At 65.7% G+C, this 23246-nt stretch carries 23 protein-coding genes; 5 read left to right on the forward strand and 18 right to left on the reverse strand.

Going from position 1 to position 23246, the window contains the following annotated elements:
* Window positions 1-82: 82 nt before the first annotated feature.
* From ABD260_RS18175 to ABD260_RS18250, 16 genes are all read right to left on the reverse strand, one after another.
* Entirely contained in the window at window positions 83-526 is a 444-nt protein-coding gene (locus ABD260_RS18175) for a hypothetical protein (RefSeq protein WP_344234769.1), read from the reverse strand.
* The gene (locus tag ABD260_RS18180) at window positions 523-918 is read right to left on the reverse strand and encodes a hypothetical protein (RefSeq protein ID WP_344234770.1); all 396 of its coding nucleotides are present in this window, start codon (window positions 916-918) and stop codon (window positions 523-525) included. Before ABD260_RS18180 ends, ABD260_RS18175 begins: the two co-directional genes overlap by 4 nt.
* Before the next feature lie 51 nt (window positions 919-969).
* Window positions 970-1428 (reverse strand): hypothetical protein, encoded by a 459-nt coding sequence (locus ABD260_RS18185; RefSeq protein ID WP_344234771.1) that lies wholly within the window; start codon window positions 1426-1428, stop codon window positions 970-972.
* A 30-nt stretch (window positions 1429-1458) separates the two neighbouring features.
* Window positions 1459-1911, reverse strand: coding sequence for a hypothetical protein (locus ABD260_RS18190; protein WP_344234772.1), 453 nt, complete (start codon window positions 1909-1911; stop codon window positions 1459-1461).
* On the reverse strand, window positions 1908-2285 hold the full coding sequence (locus ABD260_RS18195) for a hypothetical protein (protein WP_344234773.1): 378 nt from the start codon (window positions 2283-2285) through the stop codon (window positions 1908-1910). Before ABD260_RS18195 ends, ABD260_RS18190 begins: the two co-directional genes overlap by 4 nt.
* A 145-nt stretch (window positions 2286-2430) precedes the next feature.
* Window positions 2431-2832, reverse strand: coding sequence for a hypothetical protein (locus tag ABD260_RS18200; RefSeq protein ID WP_344234774.1), 402 nt, complete (start codon window positions 2830-2832; stop codon window positions 2431-2433).
* Window positions 2833-2917: 85 nt separating this feature from the next.
* A complete protein-coding gene (locus ABD260_RS18205) occupies window positions 2918-3121 on the reverse strand; it encodes a hypothetical protein (RefSeq protein WP_344234775.1) in 204 nt (67 codons plus the stop codon).
* A gap of 514 nt (window positions 3122-3635) precedes the next feature.
* The gene (locus ABD260_RS18210) at window positions 3636-3884 is read right to left on the reverse strand and encodes a hypothetical protein (protein ID WP_344234776.1); all 249 of its coding nucleotides are present in this window, start codon (window positions 3882-3884) and stop codon (window positions 3636-3638) included.
* 76 nt (window positions 3885-3960) lie between these two features.
* Complete coding sequence (locus tag ABD260_RS18215; RefSeq protein ID WP_425553354.1) at window positions 3961-4224, reverse strand: immunity protein TriTu family protein; 264 nt, start codon at window positions 4222-4224, stop codon at window positions 3961-3963.
* Window positions 4225-4267: 43 nt separating this feature from the next.
* Window positions 4268-5092, reverse strand: a complete 825-nt coding sequence (locus tag ABD260_RS18220) for a leucine-rich repeat domain-containing protein (RefSeq protein WP_344234778.1) — start codon at window positions 5090-5092, stop codon at window positions 4268-4270.
* Window positions 5093-5325: 233 nt separating this feature from the next.
* Window positions 5326-5574, reverse strand: a complete 249-nt coding sequence (locus ABD260_RS18225; RefSeq protein WP_344234779.1) for a hypothetical protein — start codon at window positions 5572-5574, stop codon at window positions 5326-5328.
* Window positions 5575-5795: 221 nt separating this feature from the next.
* A complete protein-coding gene (locus ABD260_RS18230; RefSeq protein ID WP_344234780.1) occupies window positions 5796-6311 on the reverse strand; it encodes a hypothetical protein in 516 nt (171 codons plus the stop codon).
* A gap of 275 nt (window positions 6312-6586) precedes the next feature.
* A complete protein-coding gene (locus ABD260_RS18235; protein ID WP_344234781.1) occupies window positions 6587-7045 on the reverse strand; it encodes a hypothetical protein in 459 nt (152 codons plus the stop codon).
* Complete coding sequence (locus ABD260_RS18240; protein ID WP_344234782.1) at window positions 7042-13542, reverse strand: RHS repeat domain-containing protein; 6501 nt, start codon at window positions 13540-13542, stop codon at window positions 7042-7044. Before ABD260_RS18240 ends, ABD260_RS18235 begins: the two co-directional genes overlap by 4 nt.
* Window positions 13542-17024: a LamG-like jellyroll fold domain-containing protein gene (locus ABD260_RS18245; RefSeq protein ID WP_344234783.1), complete on the reverse strand. Its 3483-nt coding sequence runs from the start codon at window positions 17022-17024 to the stop codon at window positions 13542-13544. The genes ABD260_RS18240 and ABD260_RS18245 overlap by 1 nt, the downstream gene beginning before the upstream one ends.
* Before the next feature lie 191 nt (window positions 17025-17215).
* Window positions 17216-17401 carry a hypothetical protein gene (locus ABD260_RS18250; RefSeq protein WP_344234784.1) on the reverse strand — a complete coding sequence of 62 codons (186 nt, stop codon included), beginning with the start codon at window positions 17399-17401 and terminating at the stop codon, window positions 17216-17218.
* 84 nt (window positions 17402-17485) lie between these two features.
* On the opposite strand from ABD260_RS18250, the gene ABD260_RS18255 reads away from it, so the two are divergent.
* Complete coding sequence (locus ABD260_RS18255) at window positions 17486-17917, forward strand: SRPBCC family protein (RefSeq protein ID WP_344234785.1); 432 nt, start codon at window positions 17486-17488, stop codon at window positions 17915-17917.
* On the forward strand, window positions 17892-18440 hold the full coding sequence (locus ABD260_RS18260; RefSeq protein ID WP_344234786.1) for a TetR/AcrR family transcriptional regulator: 549 nt from the start codon (window positions 17892-17894) through the stop codon (window positions 18438-18440). The genes ABD260_RS18255 and ABD260_RS18260 overlap by 26 nt, the downstream gene beginning before the upstream one ends.
* Here the strand turns inward: ABD260_RS18260 and ABD260_RS18265 are convergent.
* On the reverse strand, window positions 18421-19593 hold the full coding sequence (locus ABD260_RS18265; protein ID WP_344234787.1) for a serpin family protein: 1173 nt from the start codon (window positions 19591-19593) through the stop codon (window positions 18421-18423). The genes ABD260_RS18260 and ABD260_RS18265 overlap by 20 nt on opposite strands.
* Before the next feature lie 74 nt (window positions 19594-19667).
* Here ABD260_RS18265 and ABD260_RS18270 point away from each other — a divergent pair, with 74 nt between their 5' ends.
* Together ABD260_RS18270 and ABD260_RS18275 are read left to right on the forward strand one after the other, a co-directional pair.
* On the forward strand, window positions 19668-20651 hold the full coding sequence (locus tag ABD260_RS18270) for a permease (RefSeq protein WP_344234788.1): 984 nt from the start codon (window positions 19668-19670) through the stop codon (window positions 20649-20651).
* On the forward strand, window positions 20648-21337 hold the full coding sequence (locus ABD260_RS18275) for a TIGR03943 family putative permease subunit (RefSeq protein WP_344234789.1): 690 nt from the start codon (window positions 20648-20650) through the stop codon (window positions 21335-21337). The genes ABD260_RS18270 and ABD260_RS18275 overlap by 4 nt, the downstream gene beginning before the upstream one ends.
* Here ABD260_RS18275 and ABD260_RS18280 read toward each other — a convergent pair.
* Window positions 21300-22193: an EamA family transporter gene (locus ABD260_RS18280; RefSeq protein WP_344234790.1), complete on the reverse strand. Its 894-nt coding sequence runs from the start codon at window positions 22191-22193 to the stop codon at window positions 21300-21302. The two genes, ABD260_RS18275 and ABD260_RS18280, sit on opposite strands and share 38 nt — an antisense overlap.
* 73 nt (window positions 22194-22266) lie before the next feature.
* On the opposite strand from ABD260_RS18280, the gene ABD260_RS18285 reads away from it, so the two are divergent.
* Window positions 22267-23175 carry a LysR family transcriptional regulator gene (locus tag ABD260_RS18285; protein ID WP_344234791.1) on the forward strand — a complete coding sequence of 303 codons (909 nt, stop codon included), beginning with the start codon at window positions 22267-22269 and terminating at the stop codon, window positions 23173-23175.
* Window positions 23176-23246: the final 71 nt, after the last annotated feature.

The following is a 23246-nucleotide window of genomic DNA, read 5'->3' on the forward strand; positions in this document are numbered from 1 at the left end:
GCCTGCTCCAGGGAGCACACCTGCTCAACCCCATCGATCAAACAGGTAACCGACTCCACCACGCGGTAATGAACTCCGTTGCTCACCGAACCGCCCGCCCCGGCAACAGCGCCCGCCACCAAGGGGTGACTAGGTATTTGTCAAAGCGGGCCTTTTGCTGTTCGACGGTGCCGATCGTGCTCGGCCGGGCGTAATCGAACATCCACGCCCGGTGCTGGACGCCCAGGAGCGTTCGCCGCGTCAGCAGGTACACCTCGTCGTTGTTCCCGTCACGAGCCTTCCGCATGATCGCGTCCATCCGCGCGCCCGCACAGCACAGCCGGTACCCGAGCGGCTCAATCTCCCGCCGCAACGCGAGAAACGTCATCCACAACCCTTGCCCCGCCGCAGTCCAACTCCTCCCACCAGGGACAGTCAGGACCAGCGTCCAGTACGACTCATCGGTTGCGCTCCGCTCCAACGAACCCACCTCTTCGGCCCCACCGATCAAACAGGTAACCGGATGCACCACGTGGTAGTCGATCATCGCCTGTTCCCACCGTCCCCCGCGGATTCAGCAGCGTCCGCGAACTCGACGAGCAGGTCGTCGTCGACGACAAAGGGCCGCAGCAGATCGCGCATCACCGCCGGGTTGTCACGCACGAGTCCACGCAATGCAGGATTCCCTCGAATCCGCCGCAACACCGACTCATGCTCTTCCCGCCCGCGCCACACCAGCCATGAGTGAAGCCGAGCCACCTCCCCGGCTCCCTGACCGGCCAGCCTCCGCTCATGTTCGGCAATCAGCTCGACATGCAACCGCACCACGAACGGAGCGGCCCAGATCGCCGGATCATTCTCCAGCGCCGGAAACCGCGCCTCATGAATGGTTTTGATGAACGCGCTGAGATCGGCGTCCGACAGCACGGTCAGGTCCACGCCGTCACCTGAGAAGTCCGCCGAAGACCACCACCAGCCCCGATCCCCTCCTCAACCACGACGAACCGGATCACCCGGTACGAACGCCCGCCACCACGGCGTCTCAATCCACCGGCCATACCGGGCCAGCTGCTCATCAACAGTGGTGACCTTGCTCGCCGGCGCATAGTCGAACAACTCAGCCTGATGACGAATCCCGAAGAAGCTCCGCCGGGTCCACAGATCAACGACGTATCCATCGAACGACTTCCCCTGCCGCATGAACGCATCGGCACGAGCGCCTGCGCAACACATCCGGTAACCAAGCGCCTCGATCTGCCGCCGCACGTCCACAAACGCCGTCCACAACCCCTGCCCGGCCCCAGTCCAGACCCTCCCATCAGGAACCGTCAGAACCAACGTCCAGTACGAGCCTGTGGTGGCCGTCTCGTCAAGAGAGCACCTCTGCTCCTCACCATCAAGCCAAACCACCACCGGTTCGACCTCGTGGTAATCGACCTCGTCCCTCACCAGCCCACCCCAACTCCGAGCTCTCGACGCTCAACGCACCGGATCACCAGGCAACAACGCTCGCCACCAGGGCGTGTCCCACCATCGGTCGTACCGCGCCGCCTGCTCATCAACCGTGGTGACCTTCCCCGGCGGGGCGTAATCGAACATGTAAGCCTTGCGTTGAAACCCAAGCAACGTCCGCCGACTCAGAACATCCACGATGTCACCGTCGCCCCATTTGCCCCCGCGCATGTTGGCATCACGCCTCGCCCCCACACAACACAACTTGTAACCAACCGCATCGAGCCGCCGCCGCAACTCAAGAAACGCGGTCCACAGCCCGTGACCGTCTCCTGTCCAGCTCGCACCCTCAGGCGTCGCCAGAACCAGCACCCAGTACGAATCCGGAGTCGACCGCATATCCAGCAAACACTCCCGCTCAACGCCATCGATCAACACCTTGACCGGCTCGACAGCGTGATAGTCGAACTCCTCACTCACTCTGCGAAATCCTGGGTCGTAGGTTCATCCAACGGCAACATCGGGAAGTACAGCAGAACATCCCACGACCGCTTACCCGCGGCCCGACCGGAAACGGTCACCAAAGCGTGGTATTCCGGCTGCGTCAAGTCGATCGGAAACCTCCCGACCGCCGCAGCCCCCGGTGCCGCAGACCTCAAAAAAGCCACGGCATTACACCGCAGCATTATCCCCCTGTTCCAGGTGTACGGCAAAAGAAGCACATATTCGATCTCCGCCAGGTTCTCCGAAACCCACCCCGGACGGCCCTCCGTCCCAAGCCCGTCACCAACGCGACGATCCATCAATTCGACGAGCACCGCCAGCGGCAACTGCTTGACCTTGTCCGGCGGCAACGCTCCACCACGACTCCAAAGGGCGCCCCAACCCTGTTTACACCCCGCTGCACCCAGCCCCACATCAGCCCACCCCCTCACCCCGGCCGCACTAGGCATGTCGGCCCATCATTGCGCACCTTCGCGCACCATGAACAGCCCATTCCTACAACGCGACTCGAGCCGGATCGACCGCACTCGCATCCCACACAACACTCCGATCATCAAGCACCCACATCGGCCGCCGCAGATTCCCCGCGAGCCGACCCACCGTACTCACGAACAAATCTTCCCAACGACACTCCACCACACACGCCACCACACACGCCACCACCGCCCGCATATCCGGAACCTCAACCTCCGGACCAGCCGGGAAGAAAGGACCCTCCTGGTACCCATACACATCATCAGAACCCCACGGATACAACATGAACATCCGCCCCGCACCGTCCCGCAACTGGACCTGCCCGCCAAATCCCGGAGTGTAATCCGCACCCTCAGCGACAAGACTCTCCACGACATCTTCAAAGAAAGCCTCACCAACCGAAATCAAGATCGCGCCCTTCATCCGACCTCCCCGCCACCGAGCATGGCGTCAAGCTGCTGGTATATCACTGCGTACTGGCCGCTGGAAAACACCGGCGGTTTCCAATTCACTGCCTCAAAGTGCCGAAGAGGGCGTCAGGTACGACAATCCCGTACTCGCGAACGTACTCGGCCGCATCCAATCGCCAGTAGTACACCCCATCGGAAGCAATCGCCGACCCACCACTTACCCCAAACCGGCCACCAATCAGATCCGTCGTGTACTCCATCCAGGCCAAGAACAACGGACACCCAGCCAGATAGCCCGCCACCAGCTACCGCACCTCCGCCGCCATAACACCCGACCTGTCGAGCCCCACCGCCGACCACGCACCCCCTCCAGGTGAGGGCGCCAACGACCCCAACGGCCGCAACTCACCCCACACCGGGACTGAGATCTCTGGTCTCCTCTCAACTACAACGCGACTCGAGCCGGATCGACCGCGCTCGCATTCCAGACGACATCCCGGTTGTCGAGCACCCACAACGGCCGCCGCAGACGCTCGGCAAGCCGACCCACCGTCGCCACGAACAGGCCCTCCCAACGACACTCAACCGCACACGCCACCGCCGCCCCCATATCCGGAACCCCAACCTCCGGCCCAGCCGCAACAAAGGACCATCCTGGTACTCGTACGCATAGTCAGCATGCCGGATACAACACGAACCTCCGCCCAGCACCAGGCTGAGACTGAGCACGCCCGAAATAGAAAGCAACTCGTGGTGCATCCGGACAACCATTCATCAGAAGAACCTCCCCGGTCCGGCGGCAGACACGGGAGTGGATCAGTTCTGTCGCAGGTACGACTGCACTGATCGGTCGCGCAGCAGGAGGTCGAGCAAAGCCTGGCACGCGTCTGCTTCGTTCGCGTAGACCCGTTCGTCGTTGCGGTTGCCTCGTTCGCTGTAGTACACGCGCCAGCTGCCCTGCTCCGGCAGCAGGCAGTACGACTCGCTGCTGTCCGAGCCGATGCTGTACGCACCAGGGGGCACCCCCTTCGACTGCAGCAGCGCGGAAAGCTCCTGGACGTTCATCAACCCACCGTTCTCGGCATGTCTCCCCCGACAGCCATTCGATCAGCTCAGCCAATCCTGCGCTACGACGGCGTACTCAGCTCGCTCCATCGCCTAGGGCAACCAGTACCGCCCGGCTGAGCGTCCTATCCAACGCAGCGACGTCCCCGAGCCTCAGTTGTTCCTCCAGCAAGATCGAGCCGGTGCTGCTCACCTCCGCGACCGCCAGTACGGCCTCGCCACTGCTCCAGATCGTCAACCGAACCATGCGATCGCTCCCGTCCAAGTCGATCCACACCGACGGATTGTCGCGATCATCGGCCGAACGACGAACACCAGGCGCAACTCCACGCCCAGCCAGCGAGACTTCTCAAACCAGCCGAGCGCGTACACCGGCAGGTCAGTCATAGCTGCTGTCGCTCGGAGATGAGGTTCTGGATCTCTTCGACGCTCGGGCGATAGTGCCGCCGGCTCCGCATGCGCAGCTCCCGGAGGTGCGGAAGATCGGCGATCGGGCGCAGGTCACCATCCTGGATCTTCGTGGAGCCAGACATCAGGAGATCCTGCAGTTTCGTCAGCGCTCGCAGTGGTTCAGCAGTCGGGAAGGTTGCGCCGTCGCTCAGGTTGAGGACTTCGAGATCACCACACGTTGCAATGTCGTCGAGCGTGGTCACCTTCTTGCAGGCTTCAAGGTGCAGTTCGCGCAGCATCGACCCACGGACCGCTCCGGCGTCGGAGAGACGCGCGGCGAGATGGACGCCGAGATGCTGAAGTCCCGGGAGCGCGTCCAGCCCGCCAAGCGACTTCAAGCGCGGCCGATCCTTCAGCACCAGTGTCTCGAGCTCACTGGCAGACGCCACGACCGACAGATCGTCCTCCGTGTATCGCCTCGCGAACAGTCGCACGAGGTGAACCGCAGAGCGGAACGTCTGCCTGATCTGGCCCCAATCCACCCCGATCTCGGTCAACTCGGCCAGCCGTTCGAGATCGACAGTCAACGCTGGATCCACGGTGAGGCTCAGGCTTCTCAACGTCGATGCAAGGCTGTAGATCGGATCGAGCGACTGCAGGCGCCGGTCGATGACTACCAGGTTCCGCACCGGCAAGCCGTCGAGAAATCCCAGGTCAGCCATGTCGAATCCAAGTGCGTAGTTCAGCACAAGGGTGTCCGCGCCTTCGTCAATGAACGCCGCGCCGGCCTCGTCGGACCACGACCCGGTGATCACCATCTCGATCGTCCCGTTGAGTCGCTGCCCGACCACAAACGTCTGCCTTGTCATCGCGAAGACGGCTGATTCGGCATCAAGTGCAACCTCTTCGTCCCGATGGAGTTGACCCCATTCCGCAAGTTGTCGACCCCGTCCAGTCGTCGATCATCATCTGCTCCGCGATCTCCCAGCTGGCCGTGTTCCCCGACAACACCTTGACATGCAGCATTCTTGAAGTGCCCGACGTGGAGTGGCTAGGCCCGCCGCAGTACAACTCCCCGAGGTATCCGGGCCGCGATCCCCTCGTACTCCGCCGGAGTCAACTGCAGCCACGCGTCGTCCTCCTGGGCTACCGTCCCAAGCACCACCGACCCGTCCGACCGCAAGAAATGCAGATCTTCAGGCAGCATTGGGTTCACCCAGTCGTACAGGCTCGATGCCGAGGACACCAACACCTCGAGCGACTCGGCATCGAGCCGGAACAAGAACCTCTCGACGGTCATCCGGCCGACAATCTGAGACCCCGGCCAGGCCTGCGTGTCCATGGCATCAACCAGATGCCCACCAAGCCGTTCAAGCACTTCCCTAGCCGGCTCATGCAAAACCGCGAATGGCATCTGAACAATCAACCCAAACCTGGTCGCAACCGGTGCCAGCACCCGCAAAAGCTCGCCATAGTCATCACCGGTCACCGGCTCAGCAATGTCATACGTACTCAGCTCAATCAAGGTTTCCCCTGACCGGCCAACCGAATGAACTCAGAGACCTTCTTGTCAGCATCGGCGATGTCGAGAACGTCAAGTGCCGCGTCATAGCAGGCCACATCTGTCAGCGCCTCGCGCGCGATAAGCCACGCCGACTCCCGGACGCGAGCGACGCAATGCTCCAGCAATGCGCCGTTGCCACGCTCAACCTCTTCCAGGGTGGGCGCACCCGACAAGATCACAAACATCAAGTCGAGCACCACGATCCGAACCCACTGAGGCCGCGGATCGGCCAACGAGGCCGCCGAGACGGTAATCACAGGTTCCGCCGCGCCGTACAGGTTGGCTTGAGGCACCACCTCGTTCTCGAGGTGATCCCTGGCAGCCCCCGCCCCTTCGCGATCCGCGTCCAAAAGCGACAGGAGAACTTCCCCGAGCCCGGCGGCCGACCCCGACAACCGCTCGTATCGGCCCCAATCAGTCGCCCCAATCCGCCGCTCAGCAATACCGACGGCTCCTGACCCGACTTCACTCATCCCAAGCACCTCCCGGCACGCCACACGTCGCCGATGAGACAAGATCTCGGATGACTACCTCCCGCGGGCCACGCACACGGTATGCAGAATCGATCCTGGGCCTCTTTGGCGGCCCCGATCGGACGCTGGACGCACCGGCGAGTGCGACCTCCGCAGGCTCGCCGACGAGCACCTCCGCTAGTCATCCGACTGCCGAGGGTGTAGCTGCTCCTCCCCGCCGATCAAGCCATCACCGGCTCCGCCTCGCGATACTTATTCGTCGGCAGGCTCTCTTCTCACGCTCGACGGACCGGATCGCCCGGCAGGAGCGCCCGCCACCACGGGGTGTCTATCCAGCGGTCATAGCGGGCCAGTTGCTCGTCGACAGTGGTGACCTTGTCAACAGGGGCATAGTCGAACAACTCCGCCTCATGCCGGATCCCGAACATAGTACGACGCGTCCACAGATCGACGACATATCCGCCAACGGACTTTCCCTGGCGCATGAAAGCGTCGGTACGGGCGCCGGCGCAGCAGAGTCGATAACCAAGAGGTTCGATTTGGCGGCGCAGCTCAACGAACGCTGTCCACAACCCCTGCCCGGCTCCGCTCCAACTCCTCCCGTCAGGAACAGTCAGAACCAATGTCCAGTACTCATCAGTAGTGGCAGTCTCGTCAAGAGAACACCGTTGCTCCTTCCCATCGAGCCAAACCGTCAGCGGCTCCACCTCGTGGTAATCAATTGGGCTGTTCATCGTCCCTTGTACCCCGGATTCTCGATCACTGGGCCTTTCCATCCCCACTTACCAGTGAATCTAGCGGACTTGATGAACTCGGGCGCGATCTCTCCCACGAAGCTGATCTCCTTCTCCGATCGCAGTGTGACCTCCGACCGCAAAAGTTCAGTTCGTGCGTCAATGCCGCCGCCTGGGTCGGCAAGCTCGTAGACCCAGCCCTGTTGCCTACGCTTGTTCACCCGGAGGACCATCTGACGAGCGCTCTCCGCGGACCGCGAGGTCGAAATCCAGATTCCGTCGCCCTTGCCTCGCAAGTAGTCCCCGTAGCTGGTGTTGCCCCCCTTTGCCTGGAAGCCGGACTTGAAGATCTGTCCGGGATGGCGGGTGTCTCCGCGCCAGAGAGTTCGGGTTTTGGCGGCGGTCTCGCCGGCGGATTTTCCGGTCAGGACCTTGCCGATGCCGGCGGCTCCAGCTCTTGCGCCGGCCGCCGCGGTGATGCCCATCGCGCTGCCCGCGGCGCCCTCGGCGGCGCCGCCGAGGACTTCTTTGGCGAAGGTTGTGGTGTCGAAGGATTCTTGGTCGTCGAGGGCTATTCGAGCGCCGTAGCCGAGGCTGGCGCCGGCGGCGCCCATTACGGCGCCGGCGGCTATCAGGCAGCCGATGCCGGCGGTGGCGCCGCAGAAGGCGGCTACGCCGACTACGGCGACTGTGATGGCGACGGCCTGGCCGATTTCGGAGGCGTGGTCTTTGGCCCAGTCGTGGGCCTCGTCGACCTTGTCCTTGACGTCGTTGACGCGCTTTTTGAACCAGCCGCCTACGCCGCCCTTCTTCTTTTCCTTGTGGCCGCTGCCGTTGTCGTGGTTGGTGCCGCCGCTGTCGTCGCTGCGGTGGGGGTTGGGGTTGTCGTTGACGGCGCCGGCGACGGGGTACAGGATGTCGACGTCGTCGTCGGTGTAGCCGCCGCCTCCGGCGCCGTCGTCGCGGTTGATCAGGCCGGTCGGGTCGGAGCCGGAGACGGGGTTGTCGTTGGCGTACGTGTAGCCGAGCATTTGCTGCGGATCGCTCGCGTCCAGCATCGGGTCGACGCTGAGGAAACGGCCGATCGTCGGGTCGTACTCGCGGGCGCCCAGTGTGGTGAGGCCGGTGTCCTTGTCCTCGGGTTTGCCCAGGAAGCCGTGGTTGTCGGGCCAGGCGGTCGGTGTGGCACCGCGTGGATCACCGAAGGGCTTGGCGTACCGCGTGGTGGCGACCTGGGTGGCAGCGTCCACGGCGACCATGGAGGTGCCGTGGTAGTCGGGCACCAGCCAGGACATGTCCGAGGTCGCGGTGCCGTTCGCTGAGCGTACGCCGATGGTCTGGCCGGCGAAGTCGTACTGCCGCTTCCCCAGAACCTTGCGCGTGGCCTTGTCCAGGGTCAGCTCGAGCTCGCCCAGGAACAATGTGGTCTGCGTCGGACCACGGCGGACCAACAGAGCACCCTCGGCGTCGTACACATAGCTCGTGTCGCCCGCGGCCCCGGAGAGCTTCGAGAGCCTGCCTTGCGGGTTCCAGTCCAGCGTCTGACCGGGCCGCACCGTCGTGTTGCCACGAGCGTCGTACTCGTAGTTCTTGGTCGGCAAACCGGTCTGCGTGACGCTGGCCAGGGTGTGCGGCTGGTCGGTGTTGTAGTTGAAGGTACTGGTGACGTCACCGGTCGACGAGTGGTCGACTTGCGTCTTTCGCAGGCCGATCGGGGTGTACGTCCAGGACTGCCAGTACGGCGCGACGCCGCCGAGACTCAAAGCACTAGGCGCCTGATCGCAGTCGGTGCTCGCGGGCGTCCACGCCTCGGTAAGACGGCGCTGACCGTCGTACTTGAAGCACTGCGCGTCACCGCCGGACGCGTCGGGGACCTTGTTGTAGTCCTTCGTCACGTTGCCGGTCGGGTCGTACGTGTAGAGGTGGTCGGCGAACACCTTCGCCTTGCCCGCGGTGGTCCGGGCCAGGCGGCGGGTGCCGTCCTCGTAGATGTTGTTGATCTCCATGTCGAACGCCGAGCCGAGCCCCAGCTTCGTGACATCGCCGAAGGGGTTGTACTCGGTGCCGTTCACGTACGTCCGGTCGCTGTTCATCTTCAGCGGCAGACCGATCGCGTTGTACTCGTACCGGATGTCCTCCGCGCCGAGTCCACCGCCACCCGACAGCGAGGTCAGCGCCAGCGTCTTGCCGTCGGGTTTGTACCCGTAGTTGGTCCAGTAGCTGCCGTCGATCTCGATGCCCTCGACGGTCGGGATCACCCGCGTCACCTGGGTCGGCTTATAGAGCACGTTCCGCGAGTTGATCATCGTCCGGTACGCCGGCCCGGTCTTGCCCGCGGTGTAACTCGCGGACTCGGCCACCTGCCCGAGCAGACTGGTCTTGTCGTACCTCCAGTCAGCCAGCAGGTTCTCCGGCGCGACACTCGTCTTGTAGAGCCCGGTCTTGCGGTCCAGCGCGTCGTACGTCGTGACGAGCGTGCTGTTCGCCGAGTCGGTGGTCGAGACCAGCCGATCACCCTCGTCGTACGCCGAAACGGTCTTGCCCGAGTCGGGATCCGTGCTTTCGATCTTCCGCCCGCGCAGGTCGTACTTGTACGTCCACGCCCCGCCCGCACCATCCATCCTGGTCATCCGGCCGGCCAGGTCGTACGCGTACGTGGTGACATCCGGCGTACCGGTCGGAGTATTGCCCTTGAACTCGCGCCGCTCGACGACCTGCCCCTTGGCATCGGTCACCGTTGCGGTCGCGGGGCTTCCGGCCGGCGGCTGCACCGTAGTGATGTCGCCGCCGTAGCTGGTCGTGGTCGACCACATCGGCTGCAGCATGGTCTGGAACGTCGACTTCACGACCCGGCCCGCGCCGTCGTACTCGTTGAAAGTCTGGGTCGGAACCGACGCGTTCGGGATCGCGACGAGAGTGGCCGCGGGAGCCGACGAGTTCCAGATGCCGCTGTTCGAGTAGATCGCCAGACCTCGTGAGTCGTAGCGCGTCTCGCTGATCACCCGGCCGCCGTCGGCCCCCAGGGACTGGCTCTGGCGGTCCCGCAGCAACGAGTCGAACAGCTGGTACGAGGTGAGGTACCCGTCGGCCTCGATGTTCAGCTGATCCGTACGGATCGTCGACGGCGCCGTGTTCGAGATCGTGTACGTGTACTTGGTGTTGGCGAGCTTTGTCGACGCCGGCGCCTGACTGGGCAGCCACACGCTCGTCAACCGGCCGAGCGCGTCGTACGCGAGCTCCGTGACCTTACCGTTCGGGTCGGTCGTCGTCGCCGGGACACCCCACTCGGGCTTGTACGTCGTCGTGGTGGTGAAGTTGACCGCCGTACCGCTGAAGTTGTTGACGGTCGGCTGCTTGACCACCAGCTGCGTCAGCGGCCCAATGGTCGCAGGGGTGTACGTGCTGGTGGTGATCCGCCCGAGTGCATCACCGGAGCTGGTGACTCGGCCGAGCGCGTCGTACCCCTTGGTGCCGGTGTTCTGGTAGACGGGCAGCCCAGCGGTGTAGTGGTGCAGGCGCTGGACAGTCGTCGCATCGCCCAGGGTCGCGACACCGTACGCCTGACCGTCGTAGAACGTGCGTACGTCAGTGAGGACCCGGTTCTCCGGCGGAGCGGCGGACTCGGCATCGCACGCACCGGTCGAAGTGACGTTGCGGATCGGCAACGCGATCAGCCAAGTCGTGGTGTTCTTGAGGTAGCTCGTGACGGTGCAAGTCTCGTCGGTCTTGGTGACGTCACCGTCGTCGCTGACCCTGGTCGGCAGCGTGTTGTCCGGGTCGTACTGGGTGCTGCTCGAACTGACCAAGTCCGGACGACCGCCATCACGGGCAACGCGGCTCTGCGTGGCGGATGCACCGACGAAGGTCGACTTCAACGTGCCACCAGGGACCGCGTACGCAGCCTTCTGAGTGATGATGTAGTCGGTGATCACGCCAGAAACTTCGTTGTTCGAGGTGGCATTCTGGTAGGTGATCTGTTCGCGCGGATTGCCCGACAGCGGATTCGCATCGGCGCGTACGCCGCCCGCTGTGTCGGTGACATCGACGTTCTTCAGCGCGGTCGTGCCCTCGAGCTTGTCGCCGTCCATTCCGCGGAAGTACTTCGTGACCGACCTGCTCCGCGGCGAGGCGGTGTCGTTCGGGTCACCGGAGTACGTCGTCACCACGCCGTACCCGCGCCATTCGGACCAGGTCTTGTCGTCGTCCTTCAGCATCGGCGACTCCTGGTAGTGCCAGGCCGCACCGCCGGAGTACGCGTACTGCGTGACCATCAGAGCGCCGTTTCCGGTCTGATCCGACGTCACCACGTTGTCCAGCACGTACTTGTGGAACCAGTCCTCGCGCTCGGGATCACGCGGTGGCTTCCACTTCACCGGATAACAGCGCTTGGTGTTGCTGTCCTTGGCCGGCCGCTCGCCGGACATGCACTCCTTGCCGGCGTAGTTGACCATGACCTTGGCGCCGGTCTCGGTGTTGATCTCACCGATCCGGAAGCGGATCAGTCCGTTCAGGCCGTCGGAGCCGGAGTCGACGCGGTTCGCCAGGCCGACCGGCTTGAAGGTGACGTTGGGAACGCTGAGCGCCGTACCGACCTTGCCGCTGTGCGAGATGCTGTTGAGCCACATCGGCTTGCCGTCGCTGCCGTCACCGGTCGACGGGAAGGTCAGGTTGGTCTGCCAGAAGTCGACTGCCTGGTACGTCGTACCGGTAAGCACCTGTGTCTGGATCTGGTACAGGCGCTTGCGGGTAAAGAAGGTCGGCGTCACCTTGTTCGTACACGCGGCCCCTGCTTCGCAGACCTGGTCGAACGGGACGTCGGGCCAGTTGCCCTTGGTCGTTGCGTTCATTACCGAACAGTTCGCCAGGCAACGCTCGGCCGTGGTGAAGACGACCTGCTGCGGGGCCTTCGTTGTGTCGGTGAGCGCGCCGTCGCGCAGCCCGTAGTCGATCCGGTTCAGATACCCGGAGCGTACGTACGCGGTGCCGGGCGATGCGACGCCGTTCTTCGCGTAGTAGTTGGTCTCCTTGGTGTACCAGTACGACATCGCGTTGCCGTGCAGATCAACCACGTAGTCGAGGTTCCAGCGCCATGCCAGGTTGCAGCCGGACGCGGCGAACGTCGACTGGTGGCACGGCTCGCCCGCATCGTCACCGAACACCGGCGCCGTGAAGACCGAGTTCGTCACGGCGGTCAGGCCGGGCTTCAGCTTGTGCTTGCCGAAGTAGTACTGCGTCCCGTCGGTGGTCGTGACCCGCCAGTACTCCTTGCGCGCGTCACCGTTGTCGTCGGTGCCGATCAGCTTTTCGACCCGCGAACCGTCGTCGTTCTTGAGTTTCCAGGTGCTCGCGCCGGCCACGTCACCGGACGCCCGGATCAGCTCGTTGGACTTGCCGTTCAGCGTCAGCGTGGCGTTGTCGTACTTCCAGCACTGGTCGTACTTGCCGACGTTGCCGTCCTCGTCGCAACTCGTGTACTTGCGCTCGACGAACGACTCCGTCAGGTCGAACCCTTCTCCGACCCAGGAAACCTGGTTGTTTGTCGCCGAGGTACGGCCGTCGACCGACTGCGCGGAGTACTGGAACGCCAAGGTCGGCGTCGGACCGGCGGCCGCGGGCGGCATCCGGAGCGGGTAAGACCAGGTGAAGTCACCACTTGATCCTCCACCGGACCAGCTCGACGCCGCCGACAAGGAGGTGGCCGCGTAGTCGCCGGTGCTCGATTCCGAGCCGGCCGTGATCGCGAAGACCGACGGCTGGGCGCCGACCGGAGTGGTCGCGGTGACCGTGTCGTTCGCCGAGTCGTTGTCCGTCGGCAATGGTGTACTGGTGGAGCACGCCGGGACCTTGGGCGTGGTGAGGATGCACGCCGGCAGGGCAACGATCTCAAGCCGCGAACCCCACTCGCCGCCGAACGCATTCGCGTAGCCGGAATAGTCGAACGTCAGCCGCACATCGGATCGCGCCGGAGCCTTCGCCTTGACCAGCACACCACTGACGCCGGCCCGAGCACTCGCCGCCTGATCCAAGAACTCAAGATCAACCGCCGCCACCCCACCCGGCCGCACCGACCGAGCGGCAACCCCACCGGGCCCAACAGTCGCGGCACCCAGCGGCACCACCCCGCCGGACCCAACAGCCGCACTGCGCGGCGGCATCAGTCCGCCGGACCCGACCGCGCTGCCCGGCGGCATCAACCCGTAAGGCTCGACAGCTGTGTCGACAGCGACGCTCCGGCGGCCCGGGGTCGGCCAGTTCACCGGGCGGCTTGCGAATTCAGCGGTTTCGGCGACCGCCTTCTTCAGGTCCGCGGACTCGGCGGGCGGCGCGATCGGCGGCACATCCTTGACCTTGGTGCTCTTGGTCTTGACCGGCTTCGGCCGGTCCGGGCCCTTGGCCTCGGCGGAATCGACCGGTCCACCGATCGCCACCGTCGCGGTCAGCGACAGCGCGACGAGAACTGGCAGTACTCGGGTGCGCAAAGTTCGATGCAGGTTCATCAGGAGCACTCCGTCGGGTCGCCGCGGAATTCGATGCACAGCTGGCGTTGCGGTACGGCCCCCGTGTAGACCCTCAGGTCATCCAGGTAGCCGTTGAAGGGTGCGTACGCCGTATCAGCCACACCCGGCCGCGCGACGACCACCGCGCTGCCTTGGATCGGTGTCGTCAACGACGCGATGCCTCCGTCGCCGGACCGGTCGGTGACGAACAGCATGATCTCGTCGGTCGCGGCGCTGTACTCGGCGGCCAACGCCGTCCACTCGCCCGCCGTGGTCTGGTTAGTCGGCTGGGTGACCTCGACATAGGTGGCGGAGTCCGTGTCGCTGGGGGCTCTGCTGAAGACCCACAGCGCGTTGTCGTCCGTCGTCGGCCGATACTCGATCCGCCAGGAGTCCTTCTTCGCCCCGAGCTGCCGGACGAACACCTGTGGCTTGGTCGGATCCTGCACCTTCACCCACAGGGTCACGGAGAAGGACGCGGTCGCGTCGACCAGCGGGCGGTTGACGGCGATGTACTCCGAAGCCGTGCCGGTCGCTGCCAGGACGTTGCCCCGCTCCGGGTCTTCGACGATCGCCGACGACTGGTCCGGCGCCCCGGCGAAACCGGTGACGGCAAGCGCCTGGCCGTACACCGAATCGTCGGTCACCCAAACCCCGTTGGGCCGCGGGAAGGCGCTGTCGAACGCGAAGTTCGCGGCGAGTGACGCGACCGCCTCGTCGTTTCCGGCCGGTCCGGTGCGCGGGTCGGCCACCCGATTCGCCTCGACGGCTTCCAGCACTCGTGGGTAGATCTTCACGTCGTCGACAGCCCCGGCCAGTACGCCGGCGCCGGTCCCGACCCGGTACGAACCGACCTCGACCGTGCCGGTCGCCTTCCACGGCGTGTAGGTGAAGCTCGCTTTCGTCTGCAGCCGGCCGTTGACGTACAGCGCGATCGTCTTGTCCGTGGCGTTGAAGACACCGAGCAGATGCGTCCAGACGTTGAGCACCGGCGGCGCCAGCGAATCCACCCGGGCCTGGGCCGCGGTGGTCGAGTCGCTGACGTTCTGGATGAACGTCCAGGTGTTGGTCGAGGCGGCGTACCGGAGCACACCACCGTTCGCCTGCGTGCCGGTGATGGCCACCACGCCGGCATCCTTGACCGCGGTCGGGCGGACCCAGGCCGAGATCGAGAAGTTCTGCGAAGTGTCGACGACGCTCGCGGCGCCGGCGACGGTGGCCCGGTTGTCGCCCGCGTTGTCACCGTTGAAGGTGAGCGAGCCGGCAACCCGGCCGGCGTCATCGAAGGTTGCTCCGGTCACCGTCAGCGGATGGTTCTTCCCGGACGAGTCGGCAGCCGTCGTCCCGCTGCCCTCGTCGAGGTTCCACGCCGCCACGGGTGGCAGCCCTGGCCCGACGTTGATCCGGAAGTACGCCGTCGTACTGGCATGCGCCGCGCCGTCGTGAGCGACCGCTCCGAGCGTCATCAATGTCTGCCCTGGGGTCAGCAGCGAGACGGTGATCGTACGGCCGTTGACCTTGGTCATCTTGCCGTTGAAACCGTAGCTGAGGGCAACGACATCGGAAGCCGCCGACGAGATCGTGTATGTCACCTTCGCACCGAACGGCACCGACTCCGGGCAGACATCGGGTGTGTTGCTGGTCAGGCAATCAGACAGCGCTTTGCCGTTGTAGCTCGCGGTGATGGTCGGTGGCGGTGGACGTGTCGTGTCCACTTTGAAGTAACAGGTCCCCGACCACGCGGAAGCCAACGTCCCACCCGGGATGGCATAGAGCGTCCGGGCTCGATAGGTGTAGAGCAAGCCGTCGAGAAGATTCGACGGCGCAGCGAGCTTGACCAGTACCCCTGGCGACACGGTTGCGCCCTGGAACTCGTACACCTGCTGGGACTGGCTGATGATCTGGAACTGCACAACGATCCGCGCGCTGGTGTCGCCGGCGCCGACCTTGCCCTTGGCCGAGACCTGCGGACGGAGCGACGCCACGATGGTTGGGCTGCTGGACGGTGCGCACGCGCTGGGCAGATCGGTCGCGGTCGCGGCGCCCAGCTCGTACGCCGGCAGCGGGTACGCGACGTACTCGATCGTCAGGATGCCCGTGCTGTCGAACTGCTTCCAGGCGATCTCGTCCGCCTCGTTGGTGGCCCGCAGCCGGAACGTGGTCGAACTGCCGTTCGCGGTCGACGTGTACTGCATCGAGCTCGTGACGTTGAACTCGACGTTCTTCGCCGGGCAGGTCGAGTTGTAGCCGTTCGCGCCGAGATAGGTCGCGACGTCGGCCTGTACCGCCGGCTGCTTCGCCCAGGTGGTCGCGGACGAGATCGGGCTGGTCCGGGACAACGTCACCTGGCGGGCCGAGCAACTCGCGGAGTGGATCTCGTACGTACGCAGCGAGGCGCCGATGATCTTCTTGTTCGTGAACGCCCTGGTGTCGAACATGAAGAAGGACCGGACGATCTTGTTCTGCTCGAAGCCCTCGTACCCGACCCCGAGGCTGTGCGTGGTCTTCCAGAACGACGTGGTCGGGTACAGCTCCCAGGCCGCGGTCCAGCCGGTCTTGGCGGCGCTTCCGGTCATCGTCGGGTCGAGCACCACCGGGAAGACGGTGGCCGGGTCCGTCAGCATCCGCTGGTCCGGCGTGACCGTCAGCCCGGTCCGGTTTCCGCCGAACTGCATCAGCGACCGCTTCGCCTTCCCCGAGGGACCTTCACCGACTGCGGCCGCGACGTTCGCTTTGGCCTTGCTGCTGGCCCCGGCCGAGTCCCACATCAGGGCCTCGCCCACGGTCAGAACCTGGCGCCCGGATCGGTCGACGTACGCCGGCCGACCGGGTTGTGTGGTGCGCAGCTCGAGATTCCGAGTGGTGACCGGGAAGTTCACGCTGCGTAGGGCCGGGTTCGCGGCCGCTTCACGGGTCTTGACGACCAGGTTGTAGCTGAATCCGTCCTTGGTGGCCGCCAGCACGAGGTCGACGCCGGGAAGCACAGCGGCGTACGTGGCCGTACTGCCCGTGATCACCGGAGCCGCGAGCGGCCAGGGCGACTGCAGTTCGAAGACGCCGCCGTCCTGCGTGTACCGCGCCAGCACCCCGTCGCCACCGCCCGAGAATGCGATATCGCTCGGCGATGCCTTCGGGGCGATCATTCCGTCCGGCCGGGTGGCCAGCGTGGTGTCGATCGATACCCAGCCGGTGTCCTTCTTCACCCGGACCGGCTGGTTCGAGACCTCGGCGCTGAGCGTTCCGTTCGGCGTCGCGACAGTGCGCGTGTACGCCGTGGTCTTCGCTTCGATCTCGACCGGAGTCTGGTACTGCGCCGCGAGCCGGGTCGCCTCGGCGACGGTCTTCGCAGACTTCGGTGGGCTGGGTGGCTTGGCCGCATGGCTTGGGGGCAGCGGGACCAGGCCGGCGGTCAGGACCGCCAGGATCGAGATGAGACCTACCTGCCGCGAGAAAGCGCGCAGGGACCAGCCATTGGACGCCATATACCCCACCCCTGAAGTGACAACAGCCGAACTGCCAGCACCCCCGAGGTGCGCCGCTCAGGAAGCTGAGGGCACGCTGAGGATGGCCGATGGCGACTCAGCGGGGCAAGAGGATTGCAGCAAGTGACAGAGTTCGGGTGTGGCTATTGCGCCGGCGGGCCAAGTGTGCCGCCGGGGGTGGGGCCGGTGGGTCAGAGGACGGCGATCGCGGCGATGACGGCGATCAGGATGACGGCGGCGCCGATGACGGCGAGGACCCGGCCGTTGAGTTTGGGTTCGGATTTGGCCTCGGTCTGGGCCTCGTTGACGAAGGCGCGGAACATCTGGGTGTTCGCGCCCGGGTCCTGTTCGTTCTCGACGTTGTTCTGGTCAGCCATGGCCCAAGACCCTACCTGCCGGGGGTACGACCGGGCCGACCCGCCACCCGAAGCCTTGCGAACCACTGATGTACCATTTGGTACATGCGCTTCGATCACTCCACCACGATCCAGGCCTCGCCCGAGCGGGTCTGGGAGATCTTCAGCAACGTCGAGCGATGGCCCGACTGGACCCCGACGGTCGAGTCCGTCGAGCGGCTGGACGCGGGCCGGCTGCACCTCGGCGCCAAGACCCGGCTCCGGCAGCCCAAGCTCCCGGTCGCGGTCTGGGAGGTGACCAAGTTCGAAGACGGGCAGTACTTCGAGTGGGTCTCCAAAGCTCCTGGCGTGACTACAACGGGCGGTCACCGAGTCATCAGTACGCCGGAAGGCACCGTCGCGACCGCCACCCTGATCCAGGAGGGACCACTCAGCTGGCTGGTCGGCCGGTTGTACGCCAAACTCACGATGAGCTACATCACCACCGAGACCCAAAAGCTCAAGGAGGCAAGTGAGTCGGGACAGTCTGCTGGCTGAGGCGGTCGAGCACTTCGCGAGCAACGGGATCGGGGACGCGAGTCTGCGGAGTATCGCGGCGTCGATCGGTACCAGTCACCGGATGCTGATCTACCACTTCGGCTCCCGCGAGGGCCTGCTCGCCGAAGTGGTCCGCACGGTCGAGCAGCAGCAACGCGACCTGCTCGCCGACGTACTCGCGACCGATCTTCCGATCGCCGAACAGAGCGAACGATTCTGGCGCCGGGTGAGCGAATCCACCCTCGTGTACGGGCCGTTGTTCTTCGAGTTGAGCGCCCACGCGATGCAGGACCTCCCGTACACGGAGCCGCTCAAGGCCGATCTGATCAACGTCTGGCTGCCGCCGTTGATCGACTTGTGCATCCGCGCCGGCATCCCGGCCGACGCCGCGCCCGCGTACGCGCGCCTGGGTCTCGCCGCGTCGCGCGGACTGCTCTTCGACCTGCTGCTGACCGGGGATCAGGCGGGTGTCGACGAGGCGTCCGCGCTGCTCACGCGACTGTTCACGCTCCCGCCTCGGTAGGCCGCTCGATCCAGCCGGCCACGATCGGCAACCGCGACTCGCGCAGTACGGCGGCGAAGGCGAACGGCCGATCGAGCGTCACCTCGAGCCGGCGCTCCTTCCGCGTCACCATCGCGGCGCGGGTCATCGCCATCGCCGTCACCGCCGCGGCCTCGAACCCGGTCGCGAAGAACCGGGCGAGCACCTTCTGCTTCGCCTGCCCGAGCCGCAGCGGCGTCGGGCTGAGCGCGCTGAAGTGCCCGCGCTCGCCCGGGTTCGACGTCACTGCGTTCAGCCCGAACAGCTCGCGCGACTCGAGCAGATCGTGCTCGACCTCGACACTGAACGACGGCAGCGACAACTTCACCTCCGGTCGCGAGCTGGTCGTCTGCCCGATCCGCACACCCGGCGCGACCTCCGCACCTACGTCACCTTGCTCGATCAACGCCGCACCGGACACACCGTCGCCCGGCCGGGCCAAAGCGTCGAGCAGCCCGGTGAGTACGTCGGCCCGAGCGGTCTCCGGTCGTCCAATTCCGAGCAGTACGTCGACATCGGCGTCGCCCGTGACCGTGGCGACGGTGAGATTGGCGGACGCGTGTTCGATGCTCGCGAGGTCCGATGTGGTCCGTTCCAGCCAGTGCCATGAGCCTTTCCATGCACCATCGGGTACGCGGCGGATCTGCTCGGTGAACTCGTGCACCCAGGTCGTACGCAGCAGGAGCGCTGACGCCAGTACTAGCTGGATGTCCTGGTCGAGCTCCAGCGGCATTTCCCGGATCAGATCATCGGTGTGCTCGGCGGCCCAGGCGTCCAGCTTCGGCTTGTCCACGGTCGGGTTGCCGGTGAGCAGGCCGACCAGCGGCGCGGGCATCACGCTGTCGAACGTCTCGGCCAGCTTGAGGTTTTCGTTCACCCAGACGCCGAGCGCCGCCTGCAGATCGGCGGACGCCTCGATCGACTCGATCAGCCGGACCGCATCCGTCGCGGCGGTGGTCGGGTCGACGCCGGCTGCCGTGGCGAGCTCCGAGCGGCCCGGTTCGTCCGCGCCGGTCGCCAGCAGGGCGAGTAACGGCCAGAGCCCGAGCCCCGACACCACGCTGCTGCCGGCGGGCAGGCTCCGAACCCAGCGGGAGGTCAAACCGTTGACTGCGCGCACCACGTCGGCGTCCATGCCTCCAGCCTGCCACGCCCGCCCCCAATGACGCTGATTTTCATTTCCACCGACTTTCTGCCAGCATTCCGGGCATGACGACGGCGAAGCAGGAGACCTCGTCCGGGTCTTCGATCGCGTTCACCACGACCCTGGTGCTGCTGGTCGGCCTGGCCTTGTTCGGGCGGCGGCTCTTCACCGGCTGGTTCAGCGCGGACGGCGTACGTACCTGGGCGACCATGTTCGTCGGCGTGACCGTCCAGGCGATGCCCTTCCTCGTGCTCGGCGTACTGCTCTCGGCCGCGCTGACCGCGTTCGTACCAGCCTCCTTCTTCGCCAAGGCGCTCCCGAAGCACCCGGCTCTCGCGGTACCGGTGGCGAGCGCGTCCGGCGTCGTCCTCCCCGGCTGCGAATGCGCGTCCGTACCGGTCTCGGCCGCCTTGATGAACCGCGGCGTGACCCCCGCCGCGGCGATCGCCTTCCTGCTCTCCGCGCCCGCGATCAACCCGGTCGTGCTGGCCTCGACTGCGGTCGCCTTCCCCGGCCAGCCGAAGGTCGTCGTTGCGAGGGCGGTGACTTCGCTCGCGGTCTCGATGGTGCTGGGCTGGCTGTGGTTGCTGACCGGCAAGGGCAGTTCGTGGCTGAAGCTGCCGAAGAACCGGCACGAACACGACGCGAGCCGGCTGGAGACGTTCCGGTCCGCGATGCTCCACGACTTCCTGCACGCCGGCGGCTTCCTGGTCGTCGGCGCCGCAGCCGCCGCCACCCTGAACGTGGTCGTCCCGCGGACCTGGCTCGATCACGTCGCCGGAAGTCTGTTGTTGTCCGTGGTGATCCTCGGACTGCTCGCCGTACTGCTCGCGATCTGCTCCGAGGCGGATGCGTTCGTGGCGGCGAGCCTGACCCAGTTCTCGCTGACCGCGCGGCTCGCGTTCATGGTGGTCGGGCCGATCGTGGACGTGAAGCTGATCGCGTTGCAGACCGGGACGTTCGGGCCGAAGTTCGCGGTACGGTTCGCGCCGGCCACCTTTGTCATCGCGCTGCTGGCGAGTCTCCTGGTCGGATGGTGGTTGCTGTGAAGCGGAATGTCGCCGGTCTGGTGATCGTGTTCGTCGGGGCCGCGCTGCTGCAGCTCGCGATCTCGGGGACGTACTTGCGGTACGTGAAACCCGGCATGCGCTGGATGCTGCTCGCGGCCGGGATCGTGCTGATCACGCTCGCGGTGATCGATGTGCTCTCGGAGACGCGCAAACAGGAACCCGGTCATCATCACGGCCTCCCCCGCGCCGCCTGGTTACTGCTGATCCCGGTCTTCGCACTCCTCGTCGTCGACCCGCCGGCTCTCGGCGCCGACGCGGCCCAACGGCAATCCCCCGTCGCGGCGAAACCAGTTGAGCCAAAGCCCAATTCCTCCTGGCTGGGCGAGGCTTCGTACGCCCCGACTCCGCTGACCGTCCGCGACTACGCGGTCTGGGCAGTGTGGGAGAAGGACAGCATGCAAGGCCGTTCGTTCCAGCTCACCGGCTTCGTCACGCCGGCGAAGGACGGTGTCTGGTACGTGACGCGCATCGGCCTGACCTGTTGCGTCGCGGACGGTACGGCGTTCATGGTCGAGGCCCGCGGCCGGTCCGCGCCGCCGAAGAACCAATGGGTGACAGTCACCGGCCAATGGGCCGAGCCGAGCAAGCGCGCCGACGGTGACGTCGCCGCGCTCACCGTGGAGACCGTCACGCCGGTTGCCGCACCCGTGAATCCGTACGAATAACCGCTCGCCGCCGGATCACCGTGCAGGCCATCCCGCCGATCACCAGCACGGACGCGATCGCCTGCTGCGGACCGACCGCCTCACCGCGCAGTACCCAGGCCGCCGACATCCCCACGACCGGTACAAGCAATGAGAACGGCGCGACGGTGCTGGCGTCGTACTGGCGCAGCAGATAGCCCCAGATCCCGAAGCCGAAGAGCGTTGCCGCGAAGGCCAGGAACGCGATCGCGCCGATGCCGCTCAGGTCGATCCCGCGCAACGCGTCCATATCGGCGCGCGGTCCTTCGGTGATCAACGACAGGACGAGCAACGGTACGACGGCAACCGCGCTCACCCAGACCATGAACCGCAGCGTGTCCGACGGCTTCGCGTACCGGGTGATCGTGTTCGAAACGCCCCAGCACGCGCCGGACGCGATCACCAGCAGGATCGCCCCGAGCGGCGCGGACAGCTTCCGGTCGAGCACGATCAGCACGATCCCGAGGCAGGCGATGACGATGCCGATGAGCTGCGCCGGACGCGGGCGTTCGCGCAGTACGAGGATCGCGAACAGCACCGTGAAGATCACCTGGCATTGCACGACGAGCGAGGCCAGGCCGGCCGGTACGCCGTGGCTCATCGCGATGAAGAGCAGCCCGAACTTCGCCACCCCGAGCGCGAGCCCGACGCCGACGACGTACCGCCACGGCACCCGGGGTTTGCCGAGCACGAAGAGCGCCGGTACGGCCGCGAAGAAGAACCGCAGCGCCGACAGCAGCAACGGCGGTACGCCCTCCAGACCGACCTCGATGACGACGAAGTTGATCCCCCAGACGGTCACGGCGGCGAGCGCGAGGAGCAGGTCACGAGGCTTCATGCGGTCCAGTGTCGACGGGAGTACATTTAAGGACCAGCACCGATTACTACTGCTTTGGATGTAGGAGTGCTACATGATCGATCTCGGCCGGTTGCGCGCCCTGCACGCGGTCGCACAGTACGGGTCGGTCAAGCGCGCGGCCGAGGTGCTCGGGTACACCCCGTCCGCGGTGTCGCAGCAGCTGGCGAAGCTGGAACGCGAGACGCGGACCACGCTGATCGATCGGCAGGGCCGGGGGATCGTGCTCACCGACGCCGCGACCCAGTTGGCGGCGACCGCGGCGCGGATTCTGGAGCTGGTCGAGGACGCCGAGCTGACCCTGGAAGAGCAGCGCGGACAGGCGATCGGGACACTGCGGATCGCGGCCTTCGCGACCGCGGCGCGCGGTTTGTTGCCGTCGGCACTCGCGCGGTTGATCGACAACTATCAGGGGCTCGACGTCCGGATGACGGAGATCGATCCGTTCGAAGCCGTTGCCGCGGTCAACCGTGGTGAGATCGACATCGCGATCGTGCACGACTGGCAGGACACGCCACTCGGCCTGCCGGAGGACCTGTCCCGGGTGAAGCTCGGCGTCGATCCGGCCGATGTGCTGGTTCCGGCGTCGCACCGGTTGGCCGGCAAGGAGTTCGTCCGCGCGGAGGACCTGGTCGGCGAGCGCTGGATCTGCCAGCCGGCCGGCTCGATCTGTTACGAATGGCTGATCCGGACGATGCGCCGGGCTGGCGTCGAGCCCGACGTGTGGCACTCGGTCGGCGAGTACCAGACCCAGCTGGCGATGCTGGCCCGCGGGATCGGTATCGGCCTGCTCCCCCGCCTCGGCCGCGGGCCGGTCCCGGACGGCGTGGTCGCGATCCCGTTGCAGCCCGCCCCGAGCCGCCGGCTGTACGCGGTCTGGCGGACCACCACCTCGCGCCGGCCGGCGATCGCGGTCACGCTCGCGACCCTGAAGGAAGCCTGGCCGGACCGCGACACCGCGTGAATGGTTGACAACCCTCCGCGATGAATACTAGGTTCGCCGGAACTATTAGGAAACCTTCCTAATGATTCTCC

The organism is Kribbella hippodromi, from assembly GCF_039531045.1.
Classification (GTDB): domain Bacteria; phylum Actinomycetota; class Actinomycetes; order Propionibacteriales; family Kribbellaceae; genus Kribbella; species Kribbella hippodromi.

What these genes read in the sequence shown, in the direction of transcription:
- ABD260_RS18285 (WP_344234791.1), top strand. Translation starts at nt 22,267, where the DNA reads ATGATCGATCTCGGCCGGTTGCGCGCCCTGCACGCGGTCGCACAGTAC.
- ABD260_RS18245 (WP_344234783.1), bottom strand. Translation starts at nt 17,024, where the DNA reads ATGGCGTCCAATGGCTGGTCCCTGCGCGCTTTCTCGCGGCAGGTAGGT.
- ABD260_RS18200 (WP_344234774.1), bottom strand. Translation starts at nt 2,832, where the DNA reads ATGAAGGGCGCGATCTTGATTTCGGTTGGTGAGGCTTTCTTTGAAGAT.
- ABD260_RS18230 (WP_344234780.1), bottom strand. Translation starts at nt 6,311, where the DNA reads ATGAGTGAAGTCGGGTCAGGAGCCGTCGGTATTGCTGAGCGGCGGATT.
- ABD260_RS18240 (WP_344234782.1), bottom strand. Translation starts at nt 13,542, where the DNA reads ATGAACCTGCATCGAACTTTGCGCACCCGAGTACTGCCAGTTCTCGTC.
- ABD260_RS18210 (WP_344234776.1), bottom strand. Translation starts at nt 3,884, where the DNA reads ATGAACGTCCAGGAGCTTTCCGCGCTGCTGCAGTCGAAGGGGGTGCCC.
- ABD260_RS18235 (WP_344234781.1), bottom strand. Translation starts at nt 7,045, where the DNA reads ATGAACAGCCCAATTGATTACCACGAGGTGGAGCCGCTGACGGTTTGG.
- ABD260_RS18270 (WP_344234788.1), top strand. Translation starts at nt 19,668, where the DNA reads ATGACGACGGCGAAGCAGGAGACCTCGTCCGGGTCTTCGATCGCGTTC.
- ABD260_RS18265 (WP_344234787.1), bottom strand. Translation starts at nt 19,593, where the DNA reads ATGGACGCCGACGTGGTGCGCGCAGTCAACGGTTTGACCTCCCGCTGG.
- ABD260_RS18250 (WP_344234784.1), bottom strand. Translation starts at nt 17,401, where the DNA reads ATGGCTGACCAGAACAACGTCGAGAACGAACAGGACCCGGGCGCGAAC.
- ABD260_RS18255 (WP_344234785.1), top strand. Translation starts at nt 17,486, where the DNA reads ATGCGCTTCGATCACTCCACCACGATCCAGGCCTCGCCCGAGCGGGTC.
- ABD260_RS18225 (WP_344234779.1), bottom strand. Translation starts at nt 5,574, where the DNA reads ATGACCGTCGAGAGGTTCTTGTTCCGGCTCGATGCCGAGTCGCTCGAG.
- ABD260_RS18175 (WP_344234769.1), bottom strand. Translation starts at nt 526, where the DNA reads ATGATCGACTACCACGTGGTGCATCCGGTTACCTGTTTGATCGGTGGG.
- ABD260_RS18220 (WP_344234778.1), bottom strand. Translation starts at nt 5,092, where the DNA reads ATGGTGATCACCGGGTCGTGGTCCGACGAGGCCGGCGCGGCGTTCATT.
- ABD260_RS18280 (WP_344234790.1), bottom strand. Translation starts at nt 22,193, where the DNA reads ATGAAGCCTCGTGACCTGCTCCTCGCGCTCGCCGCCGTGACCGTCTGG.